Source organism: Mycobacterium sp. GA-1285, from assembly GCF_001499905.1.
Classification (GTDB): domain Bacteria; phylum Actinomycetota; class Actinomycetes; order Mycobacteriales; family Mycobacteriaceae; genus Mycobacterium.
Genome location: NZ_LQIS01000053.1, coordinates 12,319 through 32,679, shown reverse-complemented (window position 1 = coordinate 32,679; position 20,361 = coordinate 12,319). Strand labels below are relative to the sequence as shown.

The 20,361-nt window shown below is 68.3% G+C and carries 21 protein-coding genes; 5 read left to right on the top strand and 16 right to left on the bottom strand.

All coding sequences use genetic code 11. The features are described from left to right. Nucleotides 1-40: 40 nt before the first annotated feature. From AU193_RS19915 to dxr, 10 genes are all read right to left on the bottom strand, one after another. Nucleotides 41-706 carry a hypothetical protein gene (locus tag AU193_RS19915; RefSeq protein ID WP_064424110.1) on the bottom strand — a complete coding sequence of 222 codons (666 nt, stop codon included), beginning with the start codon at nt 704-706 and terminating at the stop codon, nt 41-43. Next, on the bottom strand, nt 703-2,190 hold the full coding sequence (locus AU193_RS19910; RefSeq protein WP_064424109.1) for a cobyric acid synthase: 1,488 nt from the start codon (nt 2,188-2,190) through the stop codon (nt 703-705). The genes AU193_RS19915 and AU193_RS19910 overlap by 4 nt, the downstream gene beginning before the upstream one ends. Nucleotides 2,191-2,276: 86 nt before the next feature. Continuing rightward, entirely contained in the window at nt 2,277-3,137 is an 861-nt protein-coding gene (map, locus tag AU193_RS19905) for a type I methionyl aminopeptidase (RefSeq protein WP_064424108.1), read from the bottom strand. Between the two features lie 19 nt (nt 3,138-3,156). Then, a complete protein-coding gene (locus AU193_RS19900; protein ID WP_064424107.1) occupies nt 3,157-3,741 on the bottom strand; it encodes a DUF1707 domain-containing protein in 585 nt (194 codons plus the stop codon). A 32-nt stretch (nt 3,742-3,773) separates the two neighbouring features. Beyond that, nucleotides 3,774-5,582 (bottom strand): penicillin-binding transpeptidase domain-containing protein, encoded by a 1,809-nt coding sequence (locus AU193_RS19895; protein WP_064424106.1) that lies wholly within the window; start codon nt 5,580-5,582, stop codon nt 3,774-3,776. Nucleotides 5,583-5,777: 195 nt separating this feature from the next. Further along, nucleotides 5,778-6,434, bottom strand: coding sequence for a GNAT family N-acetyltransferase (locus tag AU193_RS19890; protein WP_064424105.1), 657 nt, complete (start codon nt 6,432-6,434; stop codon nt 5,778-5,780). A gap of 35 nt (nt 6,435-6,469) precedes the next feature. Further along, nucleotides 6,470-7,324, bottom strand: a complete 855-nt coding sequence (locus tag AU193_RS19885; RefSeq protein ID WP_064424104.1) for a GNAT family N-acetyltransferase — start codon at nt 7,322-7,324, stop codon at nt 6,470-6,472. 54 nt (nt 7,325-7,378) lie between these two features. Next, nucleotides 7,379-8,521 (bottom strand): flavodoxin-dependent (E)-4-hydroxy-3-methylbut-2-enyl-diphosphate synthase, encoded by a 1,143-nt coding sequence (ispG, locus tag AU193_RS19880; RefSeq protein WP_064424103.1) that lies wholly within the window; start codon nt 8,519-8,521, stop codon nt 7,379-7,381. 90 nt (nt 8,522-8,611) lie between these two features. Continuing rightward, a complete protein-coding gene (locus tag AU193_RS19875; protein WP_064424102.1) occupies nt 8,612-9,835 on the bottom strand; it encodes an RIP metalloprotease in 1,224 nt (407 codons plus the stop codon). Continuing rightward, entirely contained in the window at nt 9,832-11,028 is a 1,197-nt protein-coding gene (dxr, locus tag AU193_RS19870) for a 1-deoxy-D-xylulose-5-phosphate reductoisomerase (RefSeq protein ID WP_064424101.1), read from the bottom strand. The genes AU193_RS19875 and dxr overlap by 4 nt, the downstream gene beginning before the upstream one ends. Before the next feature lie 167 nt (nt 11,029-11,195). Here dxr and AU193_RS19865 point away from each other — a divergent pair, with 167 nt between their 5' ends. Next, nucleotides 11,196-11,864, top strand: a complete 669-nt coding sequence (locus AU193_RS19865) for a fasciclin domain-containing protein (protein ID WP_064424100.1) — start codon at nt 11,196-11,198, stop codon at nt 11,862-11,864. 140 nt (nt 11,865-12,004) lie between these two features. Then, nucleotides 12,005-12,583: a fasciclin domain-containing protein gene (locus tag AU193_RS19860; RefSeq protein WP_064424099.1), complete on the top strand. Its 579-nt coding sequence runs from the start codon at nt 12,005-12,007 to the stop codon at nt 12,581-12,583. 69 nt (nt 12,584-12,652) lie between these two features. On the opposite strand, the gene AU193_RS19855 is transcribed toward AU193_RS19860, so the two are convergent. Together AU193_RS19855 and AU193_RS19850 are read right to left on the bottom strand one after the other, a co-directional pair. Further along, on the bottom strand, nt 12,653-13,060 hold the full coding sequence (locus AU193_RS19855) for an ester cyclase (RefSeq protein ID WP_064424098.1): 408 nt from the start codon (nt 13,058-13,060) through the stop codon (nt 12,653-12,655). After that, nucleotides 13,057-13,929, bottom strand: a complete 873-nt coding sequence (locus tag AU193_RS19850) for a TIGR03619 family F420-dependent LLM class oxidoreductase (RefSeq protein WP_064424097.1) — start codon at nt 13,927-13,929, stop codon at nt 13,057-13,059. The genes AU193_RS19855 and AU193_RS19850 overlap by 4 nt, the downstream gene beginning before the upstream one ends. 39 nt (nt 13,930-13,968) lie before the next feature. Here AU193_RS19850 and AU193_RS19845 point away from each other — a divergent pair, with 39 nt between their 5' ends. After that, complete coding sequence (locus AU193_RS19845) at nt 13,969-15,261, top strand: deoxyribodipyrimidine photo-lyase (protein ID WP_064424096.1); 1,293 nt, start codon at nt 13,969-13,971, stop codon at nt 15,259-15,261. Here the strand turns inward: AU193_RS19845 and AU193_RS19840 are convergent. Beyond that, nucleotides 15,254-16,114: a mycofactocin-coupled SDR family oxidoreductase gene (locus AU193_RS19840; protein WP_253867969.1), complete on the bottom strand. Its 861-nt coding sequence runs from the start codon at nt 16,112-16,114 to the stop codon at nt 15,254-15,256. The two genes, AU193_RS19845 and AU193_RS19840, sit on opposite strands and share 8 nt — an antisense overlap. A 92-nt stretch (nt 16,115-16,206) precedes the next feature. Here AU193_RS19840 and AU193_RS19835 point away from each other — a divergent pair, with 92 nt between their 5' ends. After that, nucleotides 16,207-16,461: a DUF2631 domain-containing protein gene (locus AU193_RS19835; protein WP_064424094.1), complete on the top strand. Its 255-nt coding sequence runs from the start codon at nt 16,207-16,209 to the stop codon at nt 16,459-16,461. On the opposite strand, the gene AU193_RS19830 is transcribed toward AU193_RS19835, so the two are convergent. Both AU193_RS19830 and AU193_RS19825 read right to left on the bottom strand, forming a co-directional pair. After that, nucleotides 16,458-17,012 (bottom strand): hypothetical protein, encoded by a 555-nt coding sequence (locus AU193_RS19830; RefSeq protein WP_253867967.1) that lies wholly within the window; start codon nt 17,010-17,012, stop codon nt 16,458-16,460. The genes AU193_RS19835 and AU193_RS19830 overlap by 4 nt on opposite strands. 107 nt (nt 17,013-17,119) lie before the next feature. After that, a complete protein-coding gene (locus tag AU193_RS19825; protein WP_082683071.1) occupies nt 17,120-18,547 on the bottom strand; it encodes a wax ester/triacylglycerol synthase family O-acyltransferase in 1,428 nt (475 codons plus the stop codon). 115 nt (nt 18,548-18,662) lie between these two features. Between AU193_RS19825 and AU193_RS19820 the strand changes: the two genes are divergently transcribed. Further along, the gene (locus AU193_RS19820; protein WP_064424092.1) at nt 18,663-19,355 is read left to right on the top strand and encodes a DUF427 domain-containing protein; all 693 of its coding nucleotides are present in this window, start codon (nt 18,663-18,665) and stop codon (nt 19,353-19,355) included. 50 nt (nt 19,356-19,405) lie between these two features. On the opposite strand, the gene AU193_RS19815 is transcribed toward AU193_RS19820, so the two are convergent. Further along, entirely contained in the window at nt 19,406-20,323 is a 918-nt protein-coding gene (locus tag AU193_RS19815; RefSeq protein WP_064424091.1) for an LLM class F420-dependent oxidoreductase, read from the bottom strand. Nucleotides 20,324-20,361 lie beyond the last annotated feature (38 nt).

Below are 20,361 nucleotides of genomic sequence, written 5' to 3'. Positions count from 1 at the left end.
CGCAGCCACGCGGTCGTTTCGCCGGGAGTGAACGTGCGATTCAGAGCGCCGCGACGCGCTCGGCCTGTTCGGCCGCGATGTCCAGAAAGGTCTGCGGCAGCGCGGCTTTGACCGGAATCGTCGGGTTCGGAGTCGGGAACGCGACGCCGTACACCGCCATGGTTCCGATGTTCTCGAAGGTGAAGTAGACGCGGCTGTCCACTCCGCCGAGTTGCATGGTCTGTTCGTAGACAAGTGCATCGGCGCGGGATGTATCCATCCTGTTCGTCGTCATCGGGATGCCCGGCGAGGACTCGTCGAAGAACGTCTCGAAGCGCGAGCACCGCGCGGCTGTGGCGGCCAGCTCGTCGAGGTCCAGGCGCCATGTCAGCACAGTCATCACGATGCGGGCGCCGTCGTACCCCACGACGTATTCGGCAGCGCTGCCCGGCCCGCGCTCTGCCGACTGGGCGATCACCCTGGTGAGTCCCTCCGAGCAGCCCGGCGGGCGCGACAGCATCGCCGGCGGAGCGCCCGCCCCGTCGCCGGCGCGGCCCGGCTCCCGCACGACGCGGTCGAACTGCACCCCCTCCGGAAAGTCGGCCGCGGTGAGCAGCGCTTTGTCCAGGCGGGCGCCGGGCCAGGTCGGGGAGCCCTCGGTCGACTGCGCGCATCCGGTCAACGTCGCCGCGGTGAGAACGGCCGCCACGGCGAGTCGCCCGATCATCGCCGTAACCCCGTCACGACGACGGGCCGGGTCGGGGCGCCGTCGTCGAGGAGTGTCAGCACCGCGTCCACATCGAGGTGGCTGGTCAGCAGGTCGGCCATCAGATCGAGTTGCGCGTCGCGCCGGGCACCGACGTCGACATCGTCGGCGACGACGAACCCGCTGCGGCCGGCGGCCTGTGCGACCTCGGCCAGCCACGAGCGCCGGACGTCGTCGTTGTCGAGCACACCGTGCCAGTGGGTGCCGTACACCGCCGCGCGCCGCAGGCCCACGCCGAGCCACTGCTCCTCGCTCGAACGGATGATCTGACCGTGATGAATCTCATAGCCGCACAATGGTTCTTCGTGACGACGCAGGGTTTTCTCAGGTGCGAAGACGACGTCTGCGTCGAGCAGGTCGAGGCCCGGCACGACGCCCGTGCGGGACTCCATCGGGTCGTCGATGCGCGAGCACAGCATCTGGAAGCCGCCGCACACGCCGAGCACGGGCAGGCCGCGGGCGGCGTGGGTGCACAGCGCGTCGGCAAGCCCGCTGCGGCGCAACCAGTCGAGGTCCGCGACGGTGGCCTTGCTGCCCGGGATCACGACCACGTCGACGTCGACCAGATCGGCGGGTTCGCTGGCCCAGCGCACGAGCACGCCCGGTTCGCACGCGAGGGCCTCGACGTCGGTCGAATTGGAGATGCGGGGCAACCGGATCGCGGCCACCCGCAACCACTGCTCCCCCCGCGGGGGTTGCGGTTCGCCCACCACGCGACGGGCCACCACCGAGACGGAGTCCTCGGTGTCCAGCCACAGTCCCTCGGCATACGGGATGACGCCGTAGGTCGGCCGTCCCGACAGCTCCTCCAGGTGCGCCAGGCCGGGCGCGAGCAGCGACGGGTCACCGCGGAACTTGTTGACGACGAACCCGGCGATCAACCGTTGGTCCTCGGGGTCGAGCACTGCGACGGTGCCGTACAGATGCGCGAGCACGCCGCCGCGATCGATGTCGCCGACGACGATCACCGGAAGGCCCGCCGCGCGCGCCAACCCCATGTTCGCCAGATCGGTTGCTCTCAAATTGGTTTCGGCGGGTGAGCCGGCGCCCTCGCAGATGACCGCGTCGAACTCCGCGCACAGTTGTTCCAGTTCGTCGGCGACCACAGCGCTCAGTCGATCACGGTGGTCGATGTAGTCGCGCGCACTGACGGTGTCGACCACCCGGCCGCGCACCACCAGCTGCGAGGTGCGGTCGCTGCCGGGTTTGAGCAGGATCGGGTTGAACCGCGTGTGGGGCGCCAGACCGGCGGCGCGGGCCTGCATCGCCTGCGCGCGGCCGATTTCGCCGCCATCGACGGTGACAGCGGAGTTGTTCGACATGTTCTGGGCCTTGAACGGTGCGACGCGAATACCCTTGCGCGCCAACAGCCGGCACAGGCCGGCCACCACCATCGATTTGCCAGCGTCCGAGGTGGTGCCGGCCACCAGGAGTGCGCCGGTCATCCGCGCACCGCCCGCACCCGCGCCGATTGTGCATCCGGCGACGGAAATCCGCGTCCGGGCGTCGTCGGTTTCACAATCGAGCGCTCTCAGTCCGCGAGGGTCAGGATCTCGGCGCCGTCGTCGGTGACCACCAGCGTGTGCTCGAATTGCGCGGTCCACTTCTTGTCGGTGGTGGCGACGGTCCAACCGTCGTCCCAGATCTCGTAGTCCAGGCCGCCGAGGTTGATCATCGGCTCGATGGTGAACGTCATGCCCGGCTGCAGTACGGTCTCCACCGCCGGTTGGTCGTAGTGCAACACGACGAGGCCGTTGTGGAAGGTGGTGCCGATGCCGTGGCCGGTGAAGTCGCGAACCACGTTGTAGCCGAACCGGTTCGCGTACGACTCGATGACTCTGCCGACGACGGACAGCTGCCGTCCGGGCTTGACGGCCTTGATCGCGCGCATGGTCGCCTCCCGCGTCCGCTCGACGAGTAGGCGGTGTTCCTCGGAGACGTCACCGGCGAGGAATGTCGCGTTGGTGTCGCCGTGCACACCGTCGATGTAGGCGGTCACGTCGATGTTGACGATGTCGCCGTCTTCGACGACCGTCGAGTCCGGGATGCCGTGGCAGATGATCTCGTTGAGCGATGTGCAGCAGGACTTCGGGAAACCCTTGTAGCCGAGGGTGGATGGATAGGCGCCGTGATCGATCATGTACACGTGCGCGATGCGGTCCAACTCGTCGGTCGTGACGCCCGGTGCGACGGCCTTGCCGGCCTCGGCCAAAGCGCCCGCCGCGATCCGGCCTGCCACGCGCATCTTGTCGATCACCTCGGGTGTCTGCACCCACGGCTCGCTGCCCTCGTCGACGGTCTGCTTCCACGCATACTCCGGCCGCGGGATCGACGCGGGCACCGGCAGTGTCGGCGACACCACGCCGGGGCGGAGAGCGGTACGAACGGGCATGTCAACAGGGTAGACGAGGTCAGCGGCGGTCGAACGGGCTGAGCCGCCACGACCGGCGCGGCCCGCGGATGTCCACCGAACCGCAGACCACCTTGCCGGTCAGGATCACATGCGGGTTGCCGTCGGCCGGTGCGTCCCTGCGGTGATCGCGGGCGCTGCCCACGTTGACCTCGACGTCGTCGATCGAGGCACTGGCCCCGTCAGGCAGCCGCAGGTCGAGCCCGCCGAACTTCAGGTCGAGCTCGATGACGACCATCGGTCCGGCGAAGCGCGCCCGCGTCAGGTCCAAGTCCACGGAACCCATCCGCCGGTGCAGGGCCAGGCGGCTCGGTACCGTCCATTCGCCCTGCCGCTTGAGAGAACCGAGCACGCCGCGCAGCTCGACGCGGTCGGCGGCCGAGGTGACGATCGCGCCCGGGCCGGGCAGGTCGCCCACGAGCGCGTCCAGGTCCGAATGCAGCCGCGCCCGCGCCACCGCCGCCGAGCGCTCCTCGAACTCGTCGATGTCGATCAGGCCAAGTGCGACGGCGTTGTGCAGTCGCCGCAGCGTGCCGTTGCGGTCGGCGTCGGAGACGCGCATGGCGTCGTGGTTGGTCTCGGTCATCGCACGCTCTACGGTACGGCGACGACGGAGGATCAGGCCAGGTAGTCCGGCGGCAGCCCGTCGAGCATGCCCTTGAGCATCCGCACCGCATACTCCGAGGAGCCGCCCCCGACGATCATCGCCGCGAACGCCATGTCGCCGCGGTACCCGGCGAACCAGGAGTGCGAACCGCCCGCGAACTCCGCCTCACCGGTCTTGCCCCGCACGTCGCCCGCGCCCTGCAGGTCTTCGGCGGTGCCGTTGGTCACCACCAGCCGCATCATCGGCCGCAGCCCCTCGACGATCCTCGGGTCCATCGGCGCCGGGCTCTCGGCGATCTCGGTTTCCTTACCTTGAATCAGTTGGGGCACAGGGGTTTTCCCTGCCGCAACGGTTGCCGCCGCCAACGCCATACCGAACGGGCTGGCCAGTACCTTGCCCTGACCGAAGCCGTCCTCGGTGCGCTCGGCCAGGTCGACGGTGGGCGGCACGGAACCGGTCACGGTCCGCAAGCCCGGGATGTCGTAGTCGGCGCCGAGGCCGTATTTGGCCGCGGCCATCGTCAACCCGCGCGGCGGCATCCGGCTGGCCAGCTCGGCGAAGGTGGTGTTGCAGGAACTGGCGAACGCCCGCGACATCGGCACGGTGCCGAGGTCGAAGCCGCCGTAGTTGGGAACCGTCCGGTGGCCGATGTCCATGGTGCCCGGGCAGGGGAGCATCGTGTTGGGAGTGGCCATGTCGCGTTCGATGGCCGCCCCGGCGGTCACCATCTTGAACGTCGAACCGGGTGGGTACAGGCCGGTGGTGGCGATGAGGCCCTCGGTGTCGGCGGCCGTGTTCTGGGCGACGGCCAGGATCTCCCCGGTCGACGGTTTGATCACGACGATCATCGCCTTCTTGCCGGTGAAGTTGACCGCGTTCTGCGCGGCGTCCTGGACCGCGCGGTCGAGGCTGATCCGGATCGAGGGTGCGGGCGTGCCCGGCACCTCGTTGAGCACGTCGACGTCTACGCCGTTCTGGTTGACGGTGACCACCCGCCAACCCGCCTGCCCGACGATTTCGCCTGCGACCGCCCTCTTCACCTCGCCGATGATCGCCGGCGCGAAATTTTCGTCGGCGGGCAGCATTTCGGCGAGCGGCGTGATGACCACCCCGGGTTGCGCACCGATCGCGGCGGCCACCCGGTCGTGGTCGGACTTGCGCAGCGTGATCAGGTGCAGTGGCTGCTTGGACGAGCTGGTCTGCTCTGCGAGCCGCTGCGGGTCGAGCGTGTTGTCGAAGGGCCGCAATGCGTCGACGACGGCGCGCGCGGTCTGCATCAGCGACTCGCCGGCCGCCTGCGCGTCCAGCGAGTAGCTGTACAGGTATCCCGGTACCAGCACCTCGGTTCCGCCCCGCTCGATCACCGATGCCCGCGGGGGCGCGTCGGCGCGCAGCGCGAAGGTCTGGTTCTCGCCGAGGCGCGGGTGCAACCCGGTGGCGCTCCAGCGCACGATCCATCGGCCCTCGTCGCGGACCATGTTCAGCTGTCCGTCGTAGGTCCAGGTCCGGTCCTTGGGCAGATGCCACGTATAGCGGTAGGTGACGCTGCCGGTGTCCATCGCGTACTTGGAGCCCAGAATCTGGGTGTCCAGATGGGTGGCCTGGAGCCCGGCCCATGCCTCGTTCAGGTCTTCGCGTGCATCGGCGGGCCGGTCGCTGAGTTCGGCCGCGCCCGCGGTGTCACCGGTCGCGAGCGCCGCGAAGAACTTCTCGGCGGCGGTCTCGGGTCCGGCGGGTTTGGGCGTACAGGCGCCGTTGATGCCGACGACGACGATTGCGACCGCGGCCAGACTCGCGATGCGTGTTACTGAAGATGCCATTGGGGCAGATGTTACGAAGTCGAGACCCGCAATCCGGGTAGGCGCACCGAATTTGTGGTCGGTTTGCGCGATTGGACGGCTTAACTGGTTGATCGCACTCACGTGGTGCGTGGGATATACCCCTTAAGGCCCCAGTCGCAGCGGCGGGCCCAGTCGCAGCGGCGGCCCGCGGCATGCAGCGTCGAGCGCCGAACGTCAGCCCGCGGCCGGCGCCCGCACCACCAACGGCACGCCGGGAAAGTAGGCGGCCATCTCCGAGCGCGACTTGCGCAGCGCCGCGGTGCCGTAGCCCTGCTTGCGGTGGTCGGGGTGGATCCAGATCCGCACGTTGACCTCGCCGGCGACCAGGTCGCCGAACACCATCCCGATCCGCTCGGTACCGTGCACCGCGACCAGCCACGCCGCCTCCTCGGCGTCGACGCGTCGCAGGCCCGCGCGGATCTCCTCGTCCAGATCGCCCGCCGGGGCGCGCGACCCGTCGCCCGACTCGCGCACGTCCTGGGTGCGCGCGGCGAAGATGTCACGATCGGCATCAGCGAGGAACGGGCGCAGCGTCAAACTGTCCGCGCTGCGTGCTGGTTCTCTCATGGTGAAGCTGAGCTGGGCGTTGAGGTCCTCGAGTTCGGCGGCGATCCGACGTCGCGACACCTTGGTCAGCCGATCGAAGGACAGTCGCAGCACCGCCTCGGCGGCCGTGGGCGACGCGCCGAGCATCGTCGCGATCGACTCGATCGCGGCGTCGTAGTCCTCGGAATCGACGATGACGTCGAGCAGTTCGTGCCGCCGTTCCAGGGCGCGCACCATCGTGTCGGCGATCTCCCTGCGCGCGATTGTGCGGTCGTCGTCAGCCATGCCGTGAGCGTAAATCAGTCGGGCGGCCGCAACCGTCAGTCGAGCAGAACCGTCGCGAACGTTCCCACCTGTTGGAAGCCGACGCGGTCATAGGTGGCCCGCGCGACGGTGTTGAAGTCGTTGACGTACAGGCTCGCCGTGCGCCCCGACCGCACCACCGCCTCCGCCAGCGTGGCGGTGCCCGCGGTGCCCAAACCGTGGCCGCGCCAGTCGGGGTGCACCCACACCCCCTGGATCTGCCCGACCGCGGGCGACTGCGAGCCGACCTCGGCCTTGAACACCACCTCACCGCGCTCGAAGCGGGCCCACGCCCGACCCGCGGCGATCAACCCGGCGACCCGTCTGCGGTATCCCCTGCCTCCGTCGCCGAGTCGCGGGTCGATACCGACCTCACCGATGAACATGTCGATCGACGCGACGAGGTAGGCGTCGAGCTCGTCAGCACGCACCTGGCGCACGGCGGGATCGGGTGCACAGGACGGCGACGTGCTCAGCGCCAGTAGCGGCTGATGCTCGCGCACGTCGCGGGCGGCGCCCCAGGCGTTTTCGAGGCGACGCCACATCGGCAGCACCAACTCGGCCCGGCCGACCAGGGACGAGCAGCGGCGCGCGGTGCTCATCGCCTTCTCGGCGAACGCATGCAGGTCAATCATGTCGCCGCGCAACGGAATCAGGTTCGCGCCGGCGTAGCACAGCGAGTCGGTGGGCAGGCGCCGCGTCCACAGTTCCCCGCCGATAGCCGAAGGCTCCACACCGTACTCGGCCACCCGGCAGGCCACCATGCACGACCCGACCGGATCCTCGTCGAGCACCCGCATCACGGCGCCGACGTCGCGCACCACCGAAACCCGTCGTTCGTCGACGTGACGAAACAGCGGCGGTGCCGACATGGGATCTCTTTCTAACGACACCGGGGCGGCTCGACCCGGTGTTTGGGATCACATTCAGCTTACGGTCACGACCGGCGAACCGCTCGCATCTGTCCCGCGCTCTGCGTTGATTTCTGAAGCCAATCGCATGGCCTCTTCGATCAGGGTCTCGACGATCTGGGCCTCGGGGACGGTCTTGATGACCTCACCCTTGACGAAGATCTGGCCCTTGCCGTTTCCGGACGCCACCCCGAGGTCGGCTTCGCGCGCCTCGCCCGGACCGTTGACCACACAACCCATCACGGCGACGCGCAGCGGGACGTCCATCCCCTCCAGTCCGGCGGTGACCTCGTTGGCCAACGAGTAGACGTCGACCTGGGCGCGCCCACACGACGGGCACGACACGATCTCCAGCGACCGCGGACGCAGGTTCAGCGATTCGAGAATCTGGTTGCCGACCTTGACCTCTTCGGCCGGGGGCGCGGACAGCGAGACGCGGATGGTGTCGCCGATGCCCTTGGACAGCAGCGCGCCGAACGCGACCGCCGACTTGATGGTGCCCTGGAACGCCGGGCCGGCCTCGGTGACGCCGAGATGCAGTGGGTAGTCGCATTGCGCGGCCAGCTGTTCGTAAGCGGCCACCATCACCACGGGGTCGTTGTGCTTGACGCTGATTTTGATGTCGCCGAAGCCGTGCTCCTCGAACAGCGACGCCTCCCACAGCGCGGACTCGACCAGCGCCTCGGGCGTGGCCTTGCCGTACTTCTCCATGAAGCGTTTGTCCAGTGATCCGGCGTTGACGCCGATGCGGATCGGGATACCCGCAGCGCCCGCGGCCTTGGCGACCTCGCCGACGCGGCCGTCGAACTCCTTGATGTTGCCCGGGTTGACGCGCACGGCCGCGCAGCCGGCGTCGATGGCGGCGAAGATGTACTTCGGTTGGAAGTGGATGTCGGCGATCACGGGAATCTGGCTGTGCCTGGCGATCTCGGCCAGCGCGTCGGCGTCCTCCTGGCGCGGGCATGCCACCCGCACGATGTCGCAGCCGGACGCCGTCAACTCGGCGATCTGCTGCAACGTGGCGTTGACGTCATGGGTCTTGGTGGTGCACATGGACTGCACTGCGATCGGATGATCGCTGCCGATGCCGACATCGCCGACCATCAACTGGCGGGTTTTGCGGCGGGGCGCCAGAACCGGTGCCGGTGGCGCCGGCATGCCCAGTCCTATTTGTTGAGGTCCTATTTGTTGAGGTCCTATTTGTTGAGATCCGATCTGTTGGCCGGAGGCCATTTACTCTCCTACTGCTCACTGGAAGATTCTGATGGGGTTGACGAAGTCGGCGGTCACCGTCAACAGCATGTAGCCGGCCACCACGACGAGGATGACGTAGGTGGCGGGCATCAGCCGCAGGTAGTTGACCGGAGCCGCGGCGACTTTGCCGCGTGCCGACCGAATCGAGTTGCGGATCTTCTCGTAGATCGCGATCGCGATGTGGCCGCCGTCGAACGGCAGCAGCGGTACGAGGTTGATCGCGCCGAGCACGAAGTTCAGCTGCGCCAAGAAGAACCAGAACGCGACCCACAGCCCCTGGTCCACGGCGTCACCGCCGATGATGCTGGCGCCGACGACGCTGATCGGGGTTTCGGGGTCGCGCTCCTCACCGCCGATGGAGCGCACCAGCGCGCCCATCTTGGTCGGCAGCTTGGCCAGCGCCTTGCCGATCTCCACGGCGAGGTCGCCGGTGAACGCGACCGTCGCGGGCGCCGCCGACAGCGCGTTGTATTGCGTGGGCCCGAACTGCGCCGCGGTGATGCCGACCGTGCCGACGGGAGCCGGCTCGGCGAGGTCACCCTTGGCGACCCAACGCTGGGCGGGAACGACGTCGACGACGGTGGTGAACTCCTCGCCGTCGCGCTGCACGGTGAACTGGGTCGGACCGTCGAGCGCGCGAACGGCGGTGACCATCTCATCGAAGTTCGCCACGGGCGTCTCGCCGACCTTGACCACCGTGTCCCCGGACCGGATGCCCGCGGCCGCAGCCGGTGAGGGCGCCATGCAGTCGCCGAGCTGACCCCTGCTGACTTCGGCCTTCACACACGACGTCTCGCCGACGATCGCGGTGGTCGGCGCGTGCAGGTTGGGCAGCCCCCACACCACGGCGATGCCGTAGATCAGCAGCAACCCGATGACGAAGTTCATGCCGGGGCCGGCGGCCAGCACCGCGACGCGCTTCCACGTCTTCTGCTTGAACATCGCGCGGTCCTGCTCGTCGGGCGCGAGTTCTTCCACCGAGGTCATGCCCGCGATGTCGCAGAATCCGCCGAGCGGCACAGCTTTGACGCCGTACTCGGTGCGGTCGCCCAGCCTGTTCGCGCGCCAGGTCGCCCACAGCGTCGGACCGAAGCCCACGAAGTAACGACGCACCTTCATTCCCGTGGCGCGCGCCACCCACATGTGGCCGCATTCATGCAGGGCCACCGAGACCAGGATGGCCAGTGCGAACAGTACGACACCGGTGAGCCACATCATCTGGTGGTGATTACCTCCCGCTCGACCGCGCGCGCGGCACGGTCACGCGCCCACTGCTGGGCGTCAAGTACGTCATCCACGGTAGCTGGTTCGGCGGCCCACTGGTCGGCAGCGCGCAGCACGTCGTCGATGGTGCGCACGATCGCCGGGAAGCGGATGCGCCCGTCGAGGAACGCCGCCGCCGCCTCCTCGTTGGCGGCGTTGTACACCGCCGTCAGGCAGCCGCCTCCTTCTCCGGCCTGGCGCGCCAGCGCCACGGCGGGGAACACCTCATCGTCGAGCGGCTCGAAATCCCAGGTGGACGCGGTGGTGAAGTCGCAGGCGAGCGCCGCTGCGGGAACCCGTTCGGGCCAGCCGAGCGCCAGCGCGATCGGCAGCTTCATATCGGGGGGACTGGCCTGAGCCAGCGTGGAACCGTCGGTGAACGTGACCATCGAGTGCACGATCGACTGCGGGTGCACGACCACCTCGATGCGGTCGTAGGGCACGCCGAACAGTAGGTGCGTCTCGATCAGCTCCAGCCCCTTGTTGACCAGCGACGCCGAGTTGAGCGTGTTCATCGGCCCCATCGACCAGGTCGGGTGGGCACCGGCCTCTTTCGGGGTGGCCGACTCCAGTCGCTCGGCGCTCCACCCGCGGAAGGGGCCGCCCGAGGCGGTCAGCACGATCTTGGCGACCTCGTCCGGGGTGCCTCCCCGAAGACACTGCGCCATCGCCGAGTGTTCGGAGTCGACGGGCACGATCTGGCCTGGTCCAGCCGCCTTGAGCACCAGCGGACCGCCGGCGACCAGCGACTCCTTGTTCGCCAGCGCCAGGCGGGCGCCGGTGTTGAGCGCGGCCAGTGTCGGTTCGAGCCCCAACGCACCGACAAGCGCGTTGAGCACCACGTCGGCCTCGGTGTTCTCGACGAGCCTGGTGACGGCGTCGGTTCCTGCGTATGTGACGTCGCCGACGCGAGCGGCGGCAGCCTCGTCGGCGACGGCGATGTTCGTCACACCCGTTGCGGCGCACTGCCGCGCGAGCAAGTCCGGATTACCGCCGCCTGCGGCCAGGCCGACGACCTCGAAGCGGTCGGGGTTGGCGGCGATGACGTCGAGCGCCTGCGTTCCGATCGACCCGGTGCTGCCGAGGATCAGCACGCGTCGCGGACGCGCGGCCCCGTCGCTGCGCCGCGCTCCACCGGAAGTACTCACCGAACCATTGTGCCGCCTTCCGGTGCCGGGCCGGCGAGCGCGCGCTCACCGGCCGTCGAAATGTGACGCGAATCTGACGCGATCCATCCGGGTCCGGCACCGATCCGAATTCCTGATGTCACGACACAGGGACGGGCACCGACCCGTCCACGACAAGGGAGCAGCGCATGAAGATCGAGTTCCGTAAGACGGCGACCGCGGCAGGTGTGGCCGCGGCCGCGATCCTGACCCTCTCGGCGTGTTCTAACGACGCCACGACCGCGACGCCCATGGCGGGAGCCGAGTCCAGTTCGACCAGCGTCGCACCCGCCCCGATGGAGCGGACCATGGAGCCGGCCGGGAACCTGGTGGGCGCCGGTTGTGCCGCGTATGCCTCGCAGGTCCCGTCAGGCCCCGGATCGGTCGCCGGGATGGCCCAGGATCCCGTGACCGTTGCCGCATCGAACAACCCGATGCTCAAGACGCTGACGCAGGCGCTCTCGGGGCAGCTCAACCCGAACGTCGATCTCGTCGACACGTTGAACGGCGGTGAGTTCACCGTCTTCGCGCCGACCGACGACGCGTTCGCCAAGATCGACCCGGCGACCATCGAGACGCTCAAGACCGACTCCGAGCTGCTGACCAGCATCCTGACCTACCACGTGGTGCCGGGGCAGGCGAGCCCGGCGCAGGTCGCCGGTGACCACAAGACCGTGCAAGGCGCGAACGTCACGGTGACCGGCGAGGGCGACAACCTGAAGGTCAATGACGCCGGTCTGGTGTGCGGCGGAGTCCGCACCGCCAACGCGACGGTCTACATGATCGACACCGTCCTGATGCCCCCGGCGGCCTCCTAGGCGCGCCCCGCGGAGGGCCCGGAATCACAAGCGGGTTCCGGGCCCGCCGCCCACCCATCCGACACGTCGTCGGCACCGAATCAAGAGTGCAGAACAATCCGGCGGCACAAGCCGTCCCGTCCCCGAATGGAGTACGAGTGATGAACGCCAAGAAGAGATTGGCCGGCGCAGGGCTGGCCGCGTTGGGAGCCACCGGCCTGATGCTGGCCACAACCACAACGGCGCAGGCCGAAATGGTCGGACCCGGTTGCGCCGCCTACGCCCAGCAGGTGCCGATCGGCCCAGGGTCCGTGATGGGCATGGCCCAGGATCCCGTCGCGGTGGCGGCAGCCAACAACCCGATGCTGACCACGCTGACGAAAGCCCTTTCCGGACAACTCAATCCGCAGGTGAACCTCGTCGACACCCTCAACGGCGGCCAGTTCACGGTCTTCGCGCCGACCGACGAGGCGTTCGCCAAGATCGACCCGGCCACCATCGAGACGCTCAAGACCGACTCCGAGCTGCTGACGAGCATCCTGACCTACCACGTGGTGCCTGGACAGGCCGGCCCCGCACAGGTCGTCGGCACGCACAAGACCGTGCAGGGCGCCGACGTCACCGTCACCGGCCACGGGACCGACCTTCAGGTCAATGACGCCTCGGTGGTGTGCGGTGGGGTGCAGACGGCCAACGCGACCGTCTACCTCATCGACTCGGTGCTCATGCCGCCGAACTGACCGGTCTACACCCGAATCGGAGGGCAGCCCGCGCATCCCCCATGCCGGGCTGCCCTCCCCTGTGCGGTTCTATTCGCCGAGTTGTTGCAGCAATCCGTGGAGATCGAGTTGGCCGCGGTGCGCGACCAGCATGTCCCCTTGGAAGCGGTCGATGTGAATCCCGGTGACCGCCACCCGGGTTCCGGTGGGCGCGATCCCGCGGAATTCGCCGTCGTGGGTGCCGGTGAACCTGAATCGTGTGATGCCGTGCGACCCGTCGACGAGCACCTCCTCGATCACATGCCGGCCGTCGGGGAACGCGCGGGTGAACTCCTCCAGATGCGTCCGCCACTCCTGCCACGCCATCGGGGGCGAGCCTGCGACCTCGGCGACCAACCGGGGCGAGACCAGCGTCTCCACCGTGGCCCAGTCCCGCCGGTCGATCGACGTGTAGAGGGATTCCACCAAGTCGCGGATCTCGTCGGCGGAGAAGCTCATCGGCGCACCTTGGCGATGACGTTCTCGGCGAACCGCTCGATCGGCTCCCGATACCACTGCACCCCAACGGGTTCGGAGTCCATACCCATCCACGGACTGCACATCACCGCGGTGATGCCGACGTCCTCGGCCCGCTTGTACAGGTCCGGAGACGGCGGCTCGAGCAGCGCCAGCATGATGTCGAAGCGTTCGTTCTCACGGCCGTATTCACGCAGCAGCGCGCGCAACCGCTGCGCGTAGCCCACGGCATCGTCCCACCGGTAGGCGTAGCCCACCCAGCCGTCACACAGCCGCGCGGCGCGGCGCAGGGCGGCCTCGGACTCACCTCCGCACAGGATCGGCACCGGAGCGACCGGATGGGGTTCGATCATCATCTCCGGCACCTGGTAGTACTCGCCGCTCCACGACACCCAACCGCCGCGCCACAGTTCACGCAAGGCGGGGATCATCTCGTCAAGCCGCTTGCCGCGGGTGCCGAAATCCTGGCCCATCAACTCGTATTCCTCGCGCATCCACCCGACGCCCGCGGCCAGCGACACCCGGCCGTCGGACAGCACCGACGCCGTCGCGACCAGCTTGGCCACCTCCAGCAGCGGACGGGCCGGCGCGATGTACACGGCGTTGGAGAACCGCAGCCGGGTCGTCACCGCGGCCATCGCACCGATCTGCACCCAGCAGTCCGGCCAGGCTGTCTCGGGAGACCACATCGGCTTGCCGGTCGGCGAATCCGGATACGGCGACTTGAGTTCGCGGGGATAGATCATGTGGTCCGAGCACACCATCCCGTCGAAGCCGGCGTCGTCGAAGGCGCGCGCGAGCCCGAGAATCTCTGACGTTTTCATGAACGCGGTGCCCGACCAGAACTCCATCCTGTTTCTCTATCGCGAAATGGGGGCAGCATCAATGCCATGCCCACATTGTTGTGGTTTCGTCGCGATTTGCGGCTGCACGATCTGCCGTCGCTACTGGCTGCGGCCGCCGGCGGCGACGAGGTGCTCGCCTGCTACGTGCTCGACCCCCGGCTCGAAAGATCGGCGGGCGGCAGACGACTGCAGTACCTCTACGACGCGCTGCGTGATCTGCGGGACGGCCTCGGCGGCAAGCTGTTCGTCACGCGAGGCCGGCCCGACAAGCGAATACCCGCTGTCGCCAAGGCAATCGGTGCTTCCGCGGTGCACATCTCGGCGGACTATGCGCCGTTCGGACGTCGACGTGACGAGGCCGTGCAGGCCGCTCTGGGCGACATCCCCCTCGAAGCGTCCGGCTCGCCGTACCTCGTCTCTCCCGGCCGGGTGACCAAACCCGACGGCAGCCCGTACAAGGTGTTCACACCGTTTCACCGGGCCTGGCGCGAACACGGCTGGCGTGCACCCGCCACGTCGGACCCGGAATCGGCGCATTGGCTCGACCCGTCCGATGTGCCCGGCTCGGTGGACATCCCCGATGCCGAGGCCGACCTCGACCTGCCGGCGGGCGAGACGGGGGCCCGCACGCAGTGGAAGTCGTTCGTTGCCAACGGACTGCGCACCTATGCCGACGACCGCAACCGTCCCGATCTCGAGGGCACCAGCCGCATGTCGGCGCACCTGAAGTTCGGCACCATCCATCCGCGGACCATGGCCGCCGACCTCGGCCGAGGCCGGGGAGCGCAGGCATACCTGCGGGAGTTGGCATTTCGCGACTTCTACGCCGCGGTGCTCCACGAATGGCCGCGCAGCCTCTGGTGGAACTTCAACCCGTCGTTCGACGGGATGAAACACGACGACGGCCCCGACGCGCACGAGCGGTTCGAGGCATGGAAAGCTGGCAGGACGGGCTATCCCATTGTCGACGCCGGCATGAGACAGCTCGCCGAGACCGGCTGGATGCACAACCGCGTCCGCATGATCGTCGCCTCCTTCCTCGTCAAGGACCTGCACCTGCCGTGGCAGTGGGGCGCGCGCTGGTTCCTCGAGCAGCTGGTCGACGGCGACATGGCCAACAACCAGCACGGCTGGCAGTGGGTCGCGGGCACCGGGACGGACGCCGCGCCGTTCTTCCGCGTCTTCAATCCGGTCACACAGGGCGAGAAGTTCGATCCCGACGGCAGTTACGTGCGGCGCTGGGTGCCCGACGTCGACGACGACAGCTACCCGGCGCCGATCGTCGACCACGCCGCCGAACGCAAGGAGGCGCTGCGGCGCTACGCCGAGATCACTTGATGATCTGGCCCCCGTCGACGGGCAGCGCCACCCCGGTCAGGTATCTGCCGGATGCGCCGCACAGGTACACCATCGCGTCGCTGATCGCCTCCGGCTCGACCGGTGGGACGTTGAGCAGCGGCTGCTGGGAGGCGCTGAACGCCGGATGCTCCCCCGACCATTCGGCCAACGCCTCGTTGTAGATCATCGGGGTGGCCACCCCGCCGGGGTGGACGGAGTTGACGCGAATGTTCTTCTCCGCCAACGCCCGTGCGAAGTGCCGCATCACACCGATGACACCGTGCTTGGCGACCGTGTATCCGGCCGCGCCGTGATTCATCGTGCCGAAGTCGACGGTGACGGGCTTGAACGCGGCCGCGGAACTGGTGATCACGATCGCGCCGCCGTCGCCGTGGGCGAGCAGGGCCGGCAGCGTCGCGGTGATCGTGTAGTAGACGCCGTTGAGCATGACGTTCACCGCGTCGACGAACGCAGAGATCTCGCGTCCCTGCTGTCCGGCGGCGGGCAGGATCCCCGCATTGGCGAGCACGAAGTCGATGCGGCCGAGCTCCGCAGCCCCCTTGGCAGCGATCTCCTGCAGCCGCTCCAGGTCGCGGACGTCGCCGCGTTCGGCGATGATCCTGCGGCCCGTCTTCTCGACCAGGTTGACGGTTTCCTCGAGATCCTCGGGAGTGGCCATGGGATAGGCGACGCTGTCGATCTGCTCGCACAGGTCGACGGCGACGATGTCGGCGCCCTCCTCGGCGAACCGGACGGCGTGCGCCCGGCCCTGGCCCCGCGCGGCACCGGTGATGAACGCGACCTTGCCTTCGAACTGCATGTGCCCTTCTGCTCCTCGCGTCCGCGGCGTCATGACGCCTCACCCTACGGCCCGCGTAGGAGGCCTGCTGTTTTGGGCATATGCCAGAATGTCGGCATCACCGAGCCCGACGATGAGGAGCAGCCGTGGCCAACACCGAGGTGCAGCGACACACCGGGGTCGACGTCGAAGACGTGCCGTCCGCCGAGTGGGGCTGGTCGAAGGAGAACCCCAAGGTCTTCCACATCGGCGGCCTCCTCGCGGCGGCTTTTCTGCTGTTCATGATCCACGGCAACCACACCGGACGCGTCGAGGACCTCTTCCTGATCGGGTTCGCCGTGCTGATTCTCGCCGCGGTCGGGCGCGACTGGTGGCTGCGCAAGCGCGGCTGGATCCGCTAGACCGGGTTCAGCGGCCGAAAGGAATCGATTCCCAGGTCGAACAGCGTCTCGCTGGCGCCGACGCAATGCGTCAATCCGGCCGCCACAAGGGCGTGGGCCTTGAACGCGCGGGCCGCGACACTGAGCCGATGCTCGATCATGTCGGTGCGGTCACCGAGTTCACCCGGCCAGTCGCCACTCCAGGTCATCACCTCGGTGCCGCGCCTCGCCAGCGCGAAGACGCCGGCGCGCACCCGCGGATCGTCACGCAGCAGCCTCCCGCTGACCGCGAGCGCACCGCTGCGGGGCACGTCGCGTAGAACGGCCTGCGGGGTCTCGCCGACGGCGTTGACGCCCAGGATCGTCAGCGGCCGCTCGTCAGGGCAGTGCTCGACCCAGACGTCGACATCCCACCCGGCCCGTGCCCGGTCGAACAGCCAGCCACCGGCAGGCCCGATCAGGTCGGCCAGATCCGCCGCCAGGACCGTCAGGTGATGCTGGTTGGCCGGGCCGTCGGCAGCCGGAGCACCGTCGACCGACACGACGTCGCCGGGGAAGGGTCGAGTTGCCATAGTTCCTATCCGATCGGGTCATCAAGGCCTGCCGAGGGGCTGTCGCGGCGTCTCTAGAGCGTGACACTATTGTCGCGATCTGTAAAGGTTCGAGGTCGCGATGTCGGTCAGTGCGATGCGGCGGCCAGTGGGAGGGTCGCTGCCACGGTGGCCAACTCACCGGAGAACCCCGCCGCGCGTCGGATCTCGGCGAAGGATTCGAGCAGCGCGTCGGTGGCCTCATGCGGATCGTCGAGCGTGCGGTCGTCGGTCAGCACCGAGATGGCGAGTTGGTCGACGTAGCTCCACACCGTGATGTTCATCCCGCTGCCCGTGACGACAGGCCCCACCGAGTAGATCTCGGTGAGCACACCGCCCGCGACGTGCCCACGCTCGCGTGGTCCCGCCACATTGGAGATGGTCAGGTTCATCACCGCGCCGGACTCCATCCGACGGGCCTGCATCCGAAAGAACCTGGGCGCCAACGCCGGTGGCAGATACGACATCCATGCCGGCAGCACGGTCGGTCCGAGGAGCTGGTGGCTCTCCTTGGCGATCTTGGTCGCCACCGCGGTGAGCCGGACCCGTTCCAGCGGATCGGCGATGTGCACCGGCAGCGAAGGCATCATGTAGGTGAATTCGTTGCCGGTCAACCGGTCCCGCGAGGGATTGGTGCTGACCGGGACTCCGGCGATCAGCGGGGCGTCGGCCTTCCCGTCGTAGCGCAGCAGCAGCGTGCGTAGCGCCCCGGCCGCGGTGGCCAACACGACGTCGTTGAGCGTCACACCCAGGTGCCTGCCCGTCTCCTTGACCTCCGCCAACGACAGCGGCGCCGTCGCGAAGCGCCGCCCGGCAGACACGACGTGGTTGAGGAAGGTCGGCGGCGGGGCGAAGTTACGGGCCAGATCGGGATGGTGGCCCCGCTCCTTGGCGCGCTTGCGTACCCGCGCGACACCGGACGCCGTCTCGCTGACGAGCCTGGGCAGTCGGCCGATGAGATGCGCCTGGTCGCGGCCCGCCGCTTTGAGCAGCTGTACGGTGGTCCGCATCGCGGGATCGGCGACGGCCCGGACAGGCGTCGGCGGCTCGGGTTCCAACGCCTTGGCCAGTTGGTTGGCCGAGGCGACGCCGTCGGCCAGCACGTGATGCACCTTGTGGATGATCGCGACGCGGCCGTCGGCCAGCCCCTCGGCGACGTACATCTCCCACAACGGGCGGCTGCGGTCCAGCGGCGTGCTGGCGATCCGGCCGATCAGGTCGTCGAGTTCGCGCCGCCCGCCCGGCGGTGCGACGTGCGCTCGACGGAGGTGATAGTCGAGGTCGATGTCGTGGTTCTCCCACCACATCGGATGATGCAGTCGCAGCGGGATGTCGACGAGCTGGTAGCGCAGTGCGGACAGGGCCAGCAAGCGCGGATACGCCACCTCCCGGAACATCTCGAAGCTGTAGTTCTCGACGCCCGACACGTCGAGGATGCCGATCTTGAGCGTGTGCATGTGAACCTCTGGCGTCTCGCTGTACAGCATCAACGCGTCCACGCCGTTGAGTCGCTTCATTCCCTCCGCATCCCACCTCACTCAGCCGACGCCTACCGGATAACCAATCGTGCTCTTCATCAAGCGCGTTTGGTCAAGAGGTGACGATGTGCGCGAGATTTGTCAGGCTGACGGCATGACCCTCGTCGCCGGCCGCGGACCATTGAGCAACGATCCGGCCGGCTGGTTCACCCCACCGCTGCCCGCCGACGTGGTGTTCATCGAGCCGCATCCGCGCCGCGTGCAGGCCTTACGCGGCGGACGCACGGTCCTCGACACCGAGCGGGCGCTGCTGGTGCACCGCCGCGACCATCCGCTCAGCTATGCCTTTCCCGTCGACGAGGTCGGCGACCTTCCCAGCGAGCCGGTCGCCGAGGCGCCCGGATACGTCCGCGTGCCGTGGGATGCCGCCGACAGCTGGCGGGAGGAAGGCCGCACGCTCGTGCACTACCCGCCCAACCCGTATCACCGCGTGGACTGTCGGCCGACTCATCGCGCGCTACGGGTGACCGTGGCCGGCGAACCACTGGTCGATACGGCAGAGACGGTGATCGTCTTCGAGACGTCGCTGGAGCCTCGCCTCTACGTCGACCCGTCGCACGTGCGAACCGACCTGCTGCGGCCCTCGCAGACCACCACCTACTGCAACTACAAGGGCTACGCGTCGTACTGGTCGGCCGTCGTCGGTGACACGGTCGTCGAGGACGTCGCATGGAGCTATGCGGACCCGCCGCCCGAGACGCTGCCGATCGCGGGATGTTTCAGCTTCGATCCCGCACTCGCACAGGTGTCGGCGGAACTACCGTCGCCCGACCCCCGCCAAAGCTGAGCTTGTGCGCGAGTTCGGTCGGAATCTCGCGCACAAGCTCAGTTTCGGCGTCAGGACTTGGCGATCACCGACTCGCCGAACCGCTCGATGGTTTCGAGGACGTGCGACAGGCTGTCGCCCGGGAGCCCGACCTGAACCCACGTCACCCCGATCTTGGCCAGCTTCTCCAACCCGGATAGGTAGGCGTCTGGGTTGAAGTCGTCGCCGCCGAGGCTGCCGCCGTCGGGGTTGGTGAACGTGATGTCGATGCGCGACCAGTCGCGCCCGGCTTCGTCGAAGCGGCGGCGGAGATCCTCGACTCCGGATGCGAGCGCGTCGACGTCCATCGGCGCCGTACGCGCGGTCTGGGCCAGCATTGCCGGAGCGGGGAACGGGCACCACCCGTCGCCGTAGGCGACGACGCGCTTGCGGGCGGCGACGGTGTTGCCGCCGATCCAGAGGGGTGGATGAGGGTCACTGAGGGGTCGGGGGTGCGCGGTGATCCCGCTGGCGGTGAAATGGCGACCCTGATACGAGAAGTCGTCGGTGGTCCAGATGCCGCGGATGACCTCCAGCGCCTCCTCGAACAGGGCCGCACGCTCTTCGAAATCGACTCCCAGCGCGGCGAATTCGCGTTTCAGGTAGCCGACACCCACGCCGAGTGTGAACCGTCCCTCCGACAACAGGTCCAGGGTGGCGCCCGACTTGGCGACGACGAACGGGTTGCGGTACGGCAGCACGACGATGTTGGGGATCAGGCGCAGCGTGCTCGTCGTCGCGGCCGCGTACCCCATGGCCACGAACGGGTCCAGCGCATCATGGCCGCCGGCCTGCAGCCAGCGCTCGGTCGGCGCCGGGTGGTCGGTGAACCCGAAGCCGTGAAAGCCAGCGGCCTCTGCGGCGGCCGCGACGGTCGCGATCCCCCTGCCGGTGACCAACTCCGGGTTGTACGGGTGGCTGTGCATCGGGTGGGTGAAGGTGAACCGCATGTCGGTGTATCCCGTCTAGAACATTCTTCTCGTATTAC

What these genes read in the sequence shown, in the direction of transcription:
- AU193_RS19915 (WP_064424110.1), bottom strand. Translation starts at nt 706, where the DNA reads ATGATCGGGCGACTCGCCGTGGCGGCCGTTCTCACCGCGGCGACGTTG.
- AU193_RS19910 (WP_064424109.1), bottom strand. Translation starts at nt 2,190, where the DNA reads ATGACCGGCGCACTCCTGGTGGCCGGCACCACCTCGGACGCTGGCAAA.
- map (WP_064424108.1), bottom strand. Translation starts at nt 3,137, where the DNA reads ATGCCCGTTCGTACCGCTCTCCGCCCCGGCGTGGTGTCGCCGACACTG.
- AU193_RS19900 (WP_064424107.1), bottom strand. Translation starts at nt 3,741, where the DNA reads ATGACCGAGACCAACCACGACGCCATGCGCGTCTCCGACGCCGACCGC.
- AU193_RS19895 (WP_064424106.1), bottom strand. Translation starts at nt 5,582, where the DNA reads ATGGCATCTTCAGTAACACGCATCGCGAGTCTGGCCGCGGTCGCAATC.
- AU193_RS19890 (WP_064424105.1), bottom strand. Translation starts at nt 6,434, where the DNA reads ATGGCTGACGACGACCGCACAATCGCGCGCAGGGAGATCGCCGACACG.
- AU193_RS19885 (WP_064424104.1), bottom strand. Translation starts at nt 7,324, where the DNA reads ATGTCGGCACCGCCGCTGTTTCGTCACGTCGACGAACGACGGGTTTCG.
- ispG (WP_064424103.1), bottom strand. Translation starts at nt 8,521, where the DNA reads ATGCCGGCGCCACCGGCACCGGTTCTGGCGCCCCGCCGCAAAACCCGC.
- AU193_RS19875 (WP_064424102.1), bottom strand. Translation starts at nt 9,835, where the DNA reads ATGATGTGGCTCACCGGTGTCGTACTGTTCGCACTGGCCATCCTGGTC.
- AU193_RS19865 (WP_064424100.1), top strand. Translation starts at nt 11,196, where the DNA reads ATGAAGATCGAGTTCCGTAAGACGGCGACCGCGGCAGGTGTGGCCGCG.
- AU193_RS19860 (WP_064424099.1), top strand. Translation starts at nt 12,005, where the DNA reads ATGAACGCCAAGAAGAGATTGGCCGGCGCAGGGCTGGCCGCGTTGGGA.
- AU193_RS19855 (WP_064424098.1), bottom strand. Translation starts at nt 13,060, where the DNA reads ATGAGCTTCTCCGCCGACGAGATCCGCGACTTGGTGGAATCCCTCTAC.
- AU193_RS19850 (WP_064424097.1), bottom strand. Translation starts at nt 13,929, where the DNA reads ATGGAGTTCTGGTCGGGCACCGCGTTCATGAAAACGTCAGAGATTCTC.
- AU193_RS19845 (WP_064424096.1), top strand. Translation starts at nt 13,969, where the DNA reads ATGCCCACATTGTTGTGGTTTCGTCGCGATTTGCGGCTGCACGATCTG.
- AU193_RS19840 (WP_253867969.1), bottom strand. Translation starts at nt 16,114, where the DNA reads ATGACGCCGCGGACGCGAGGAGCAGAAGGGCACATGCAGTTCGAAGGC.
- AU193_RS19830 (WP_253867967.1), bottom strand. Translation starts at nt 17,012, where the DNA reads ATGGCAACTCGACCCTTCCCCGGCGACGTCGTGTCGGTCGACGGTGCT.
- AU193_RS19825 (WP_082683071.1), bottom strand. Translation starts at nt 18,547, where the DNA reads ATGAAGCGACTCAACGGCGTGGACGCGTTGATGCTGTACAGCGAGACG.
- AU193_RS19820 (WP_064424092.1), top strand. Translation starts at nt 18,663, where the DNA reads ATGACCCTCGTCGCCGGCCGCGGACCATTGAGCAACGATCCGGCCGGC.
- AU193_RS19815 (WP_064424091.1), bottom strand. Translation starts at nt 20,323, where the DNA reads ATGCGGTTCACCTTCACCCACCCGATGCACAGCCACCCGTACAACCCG.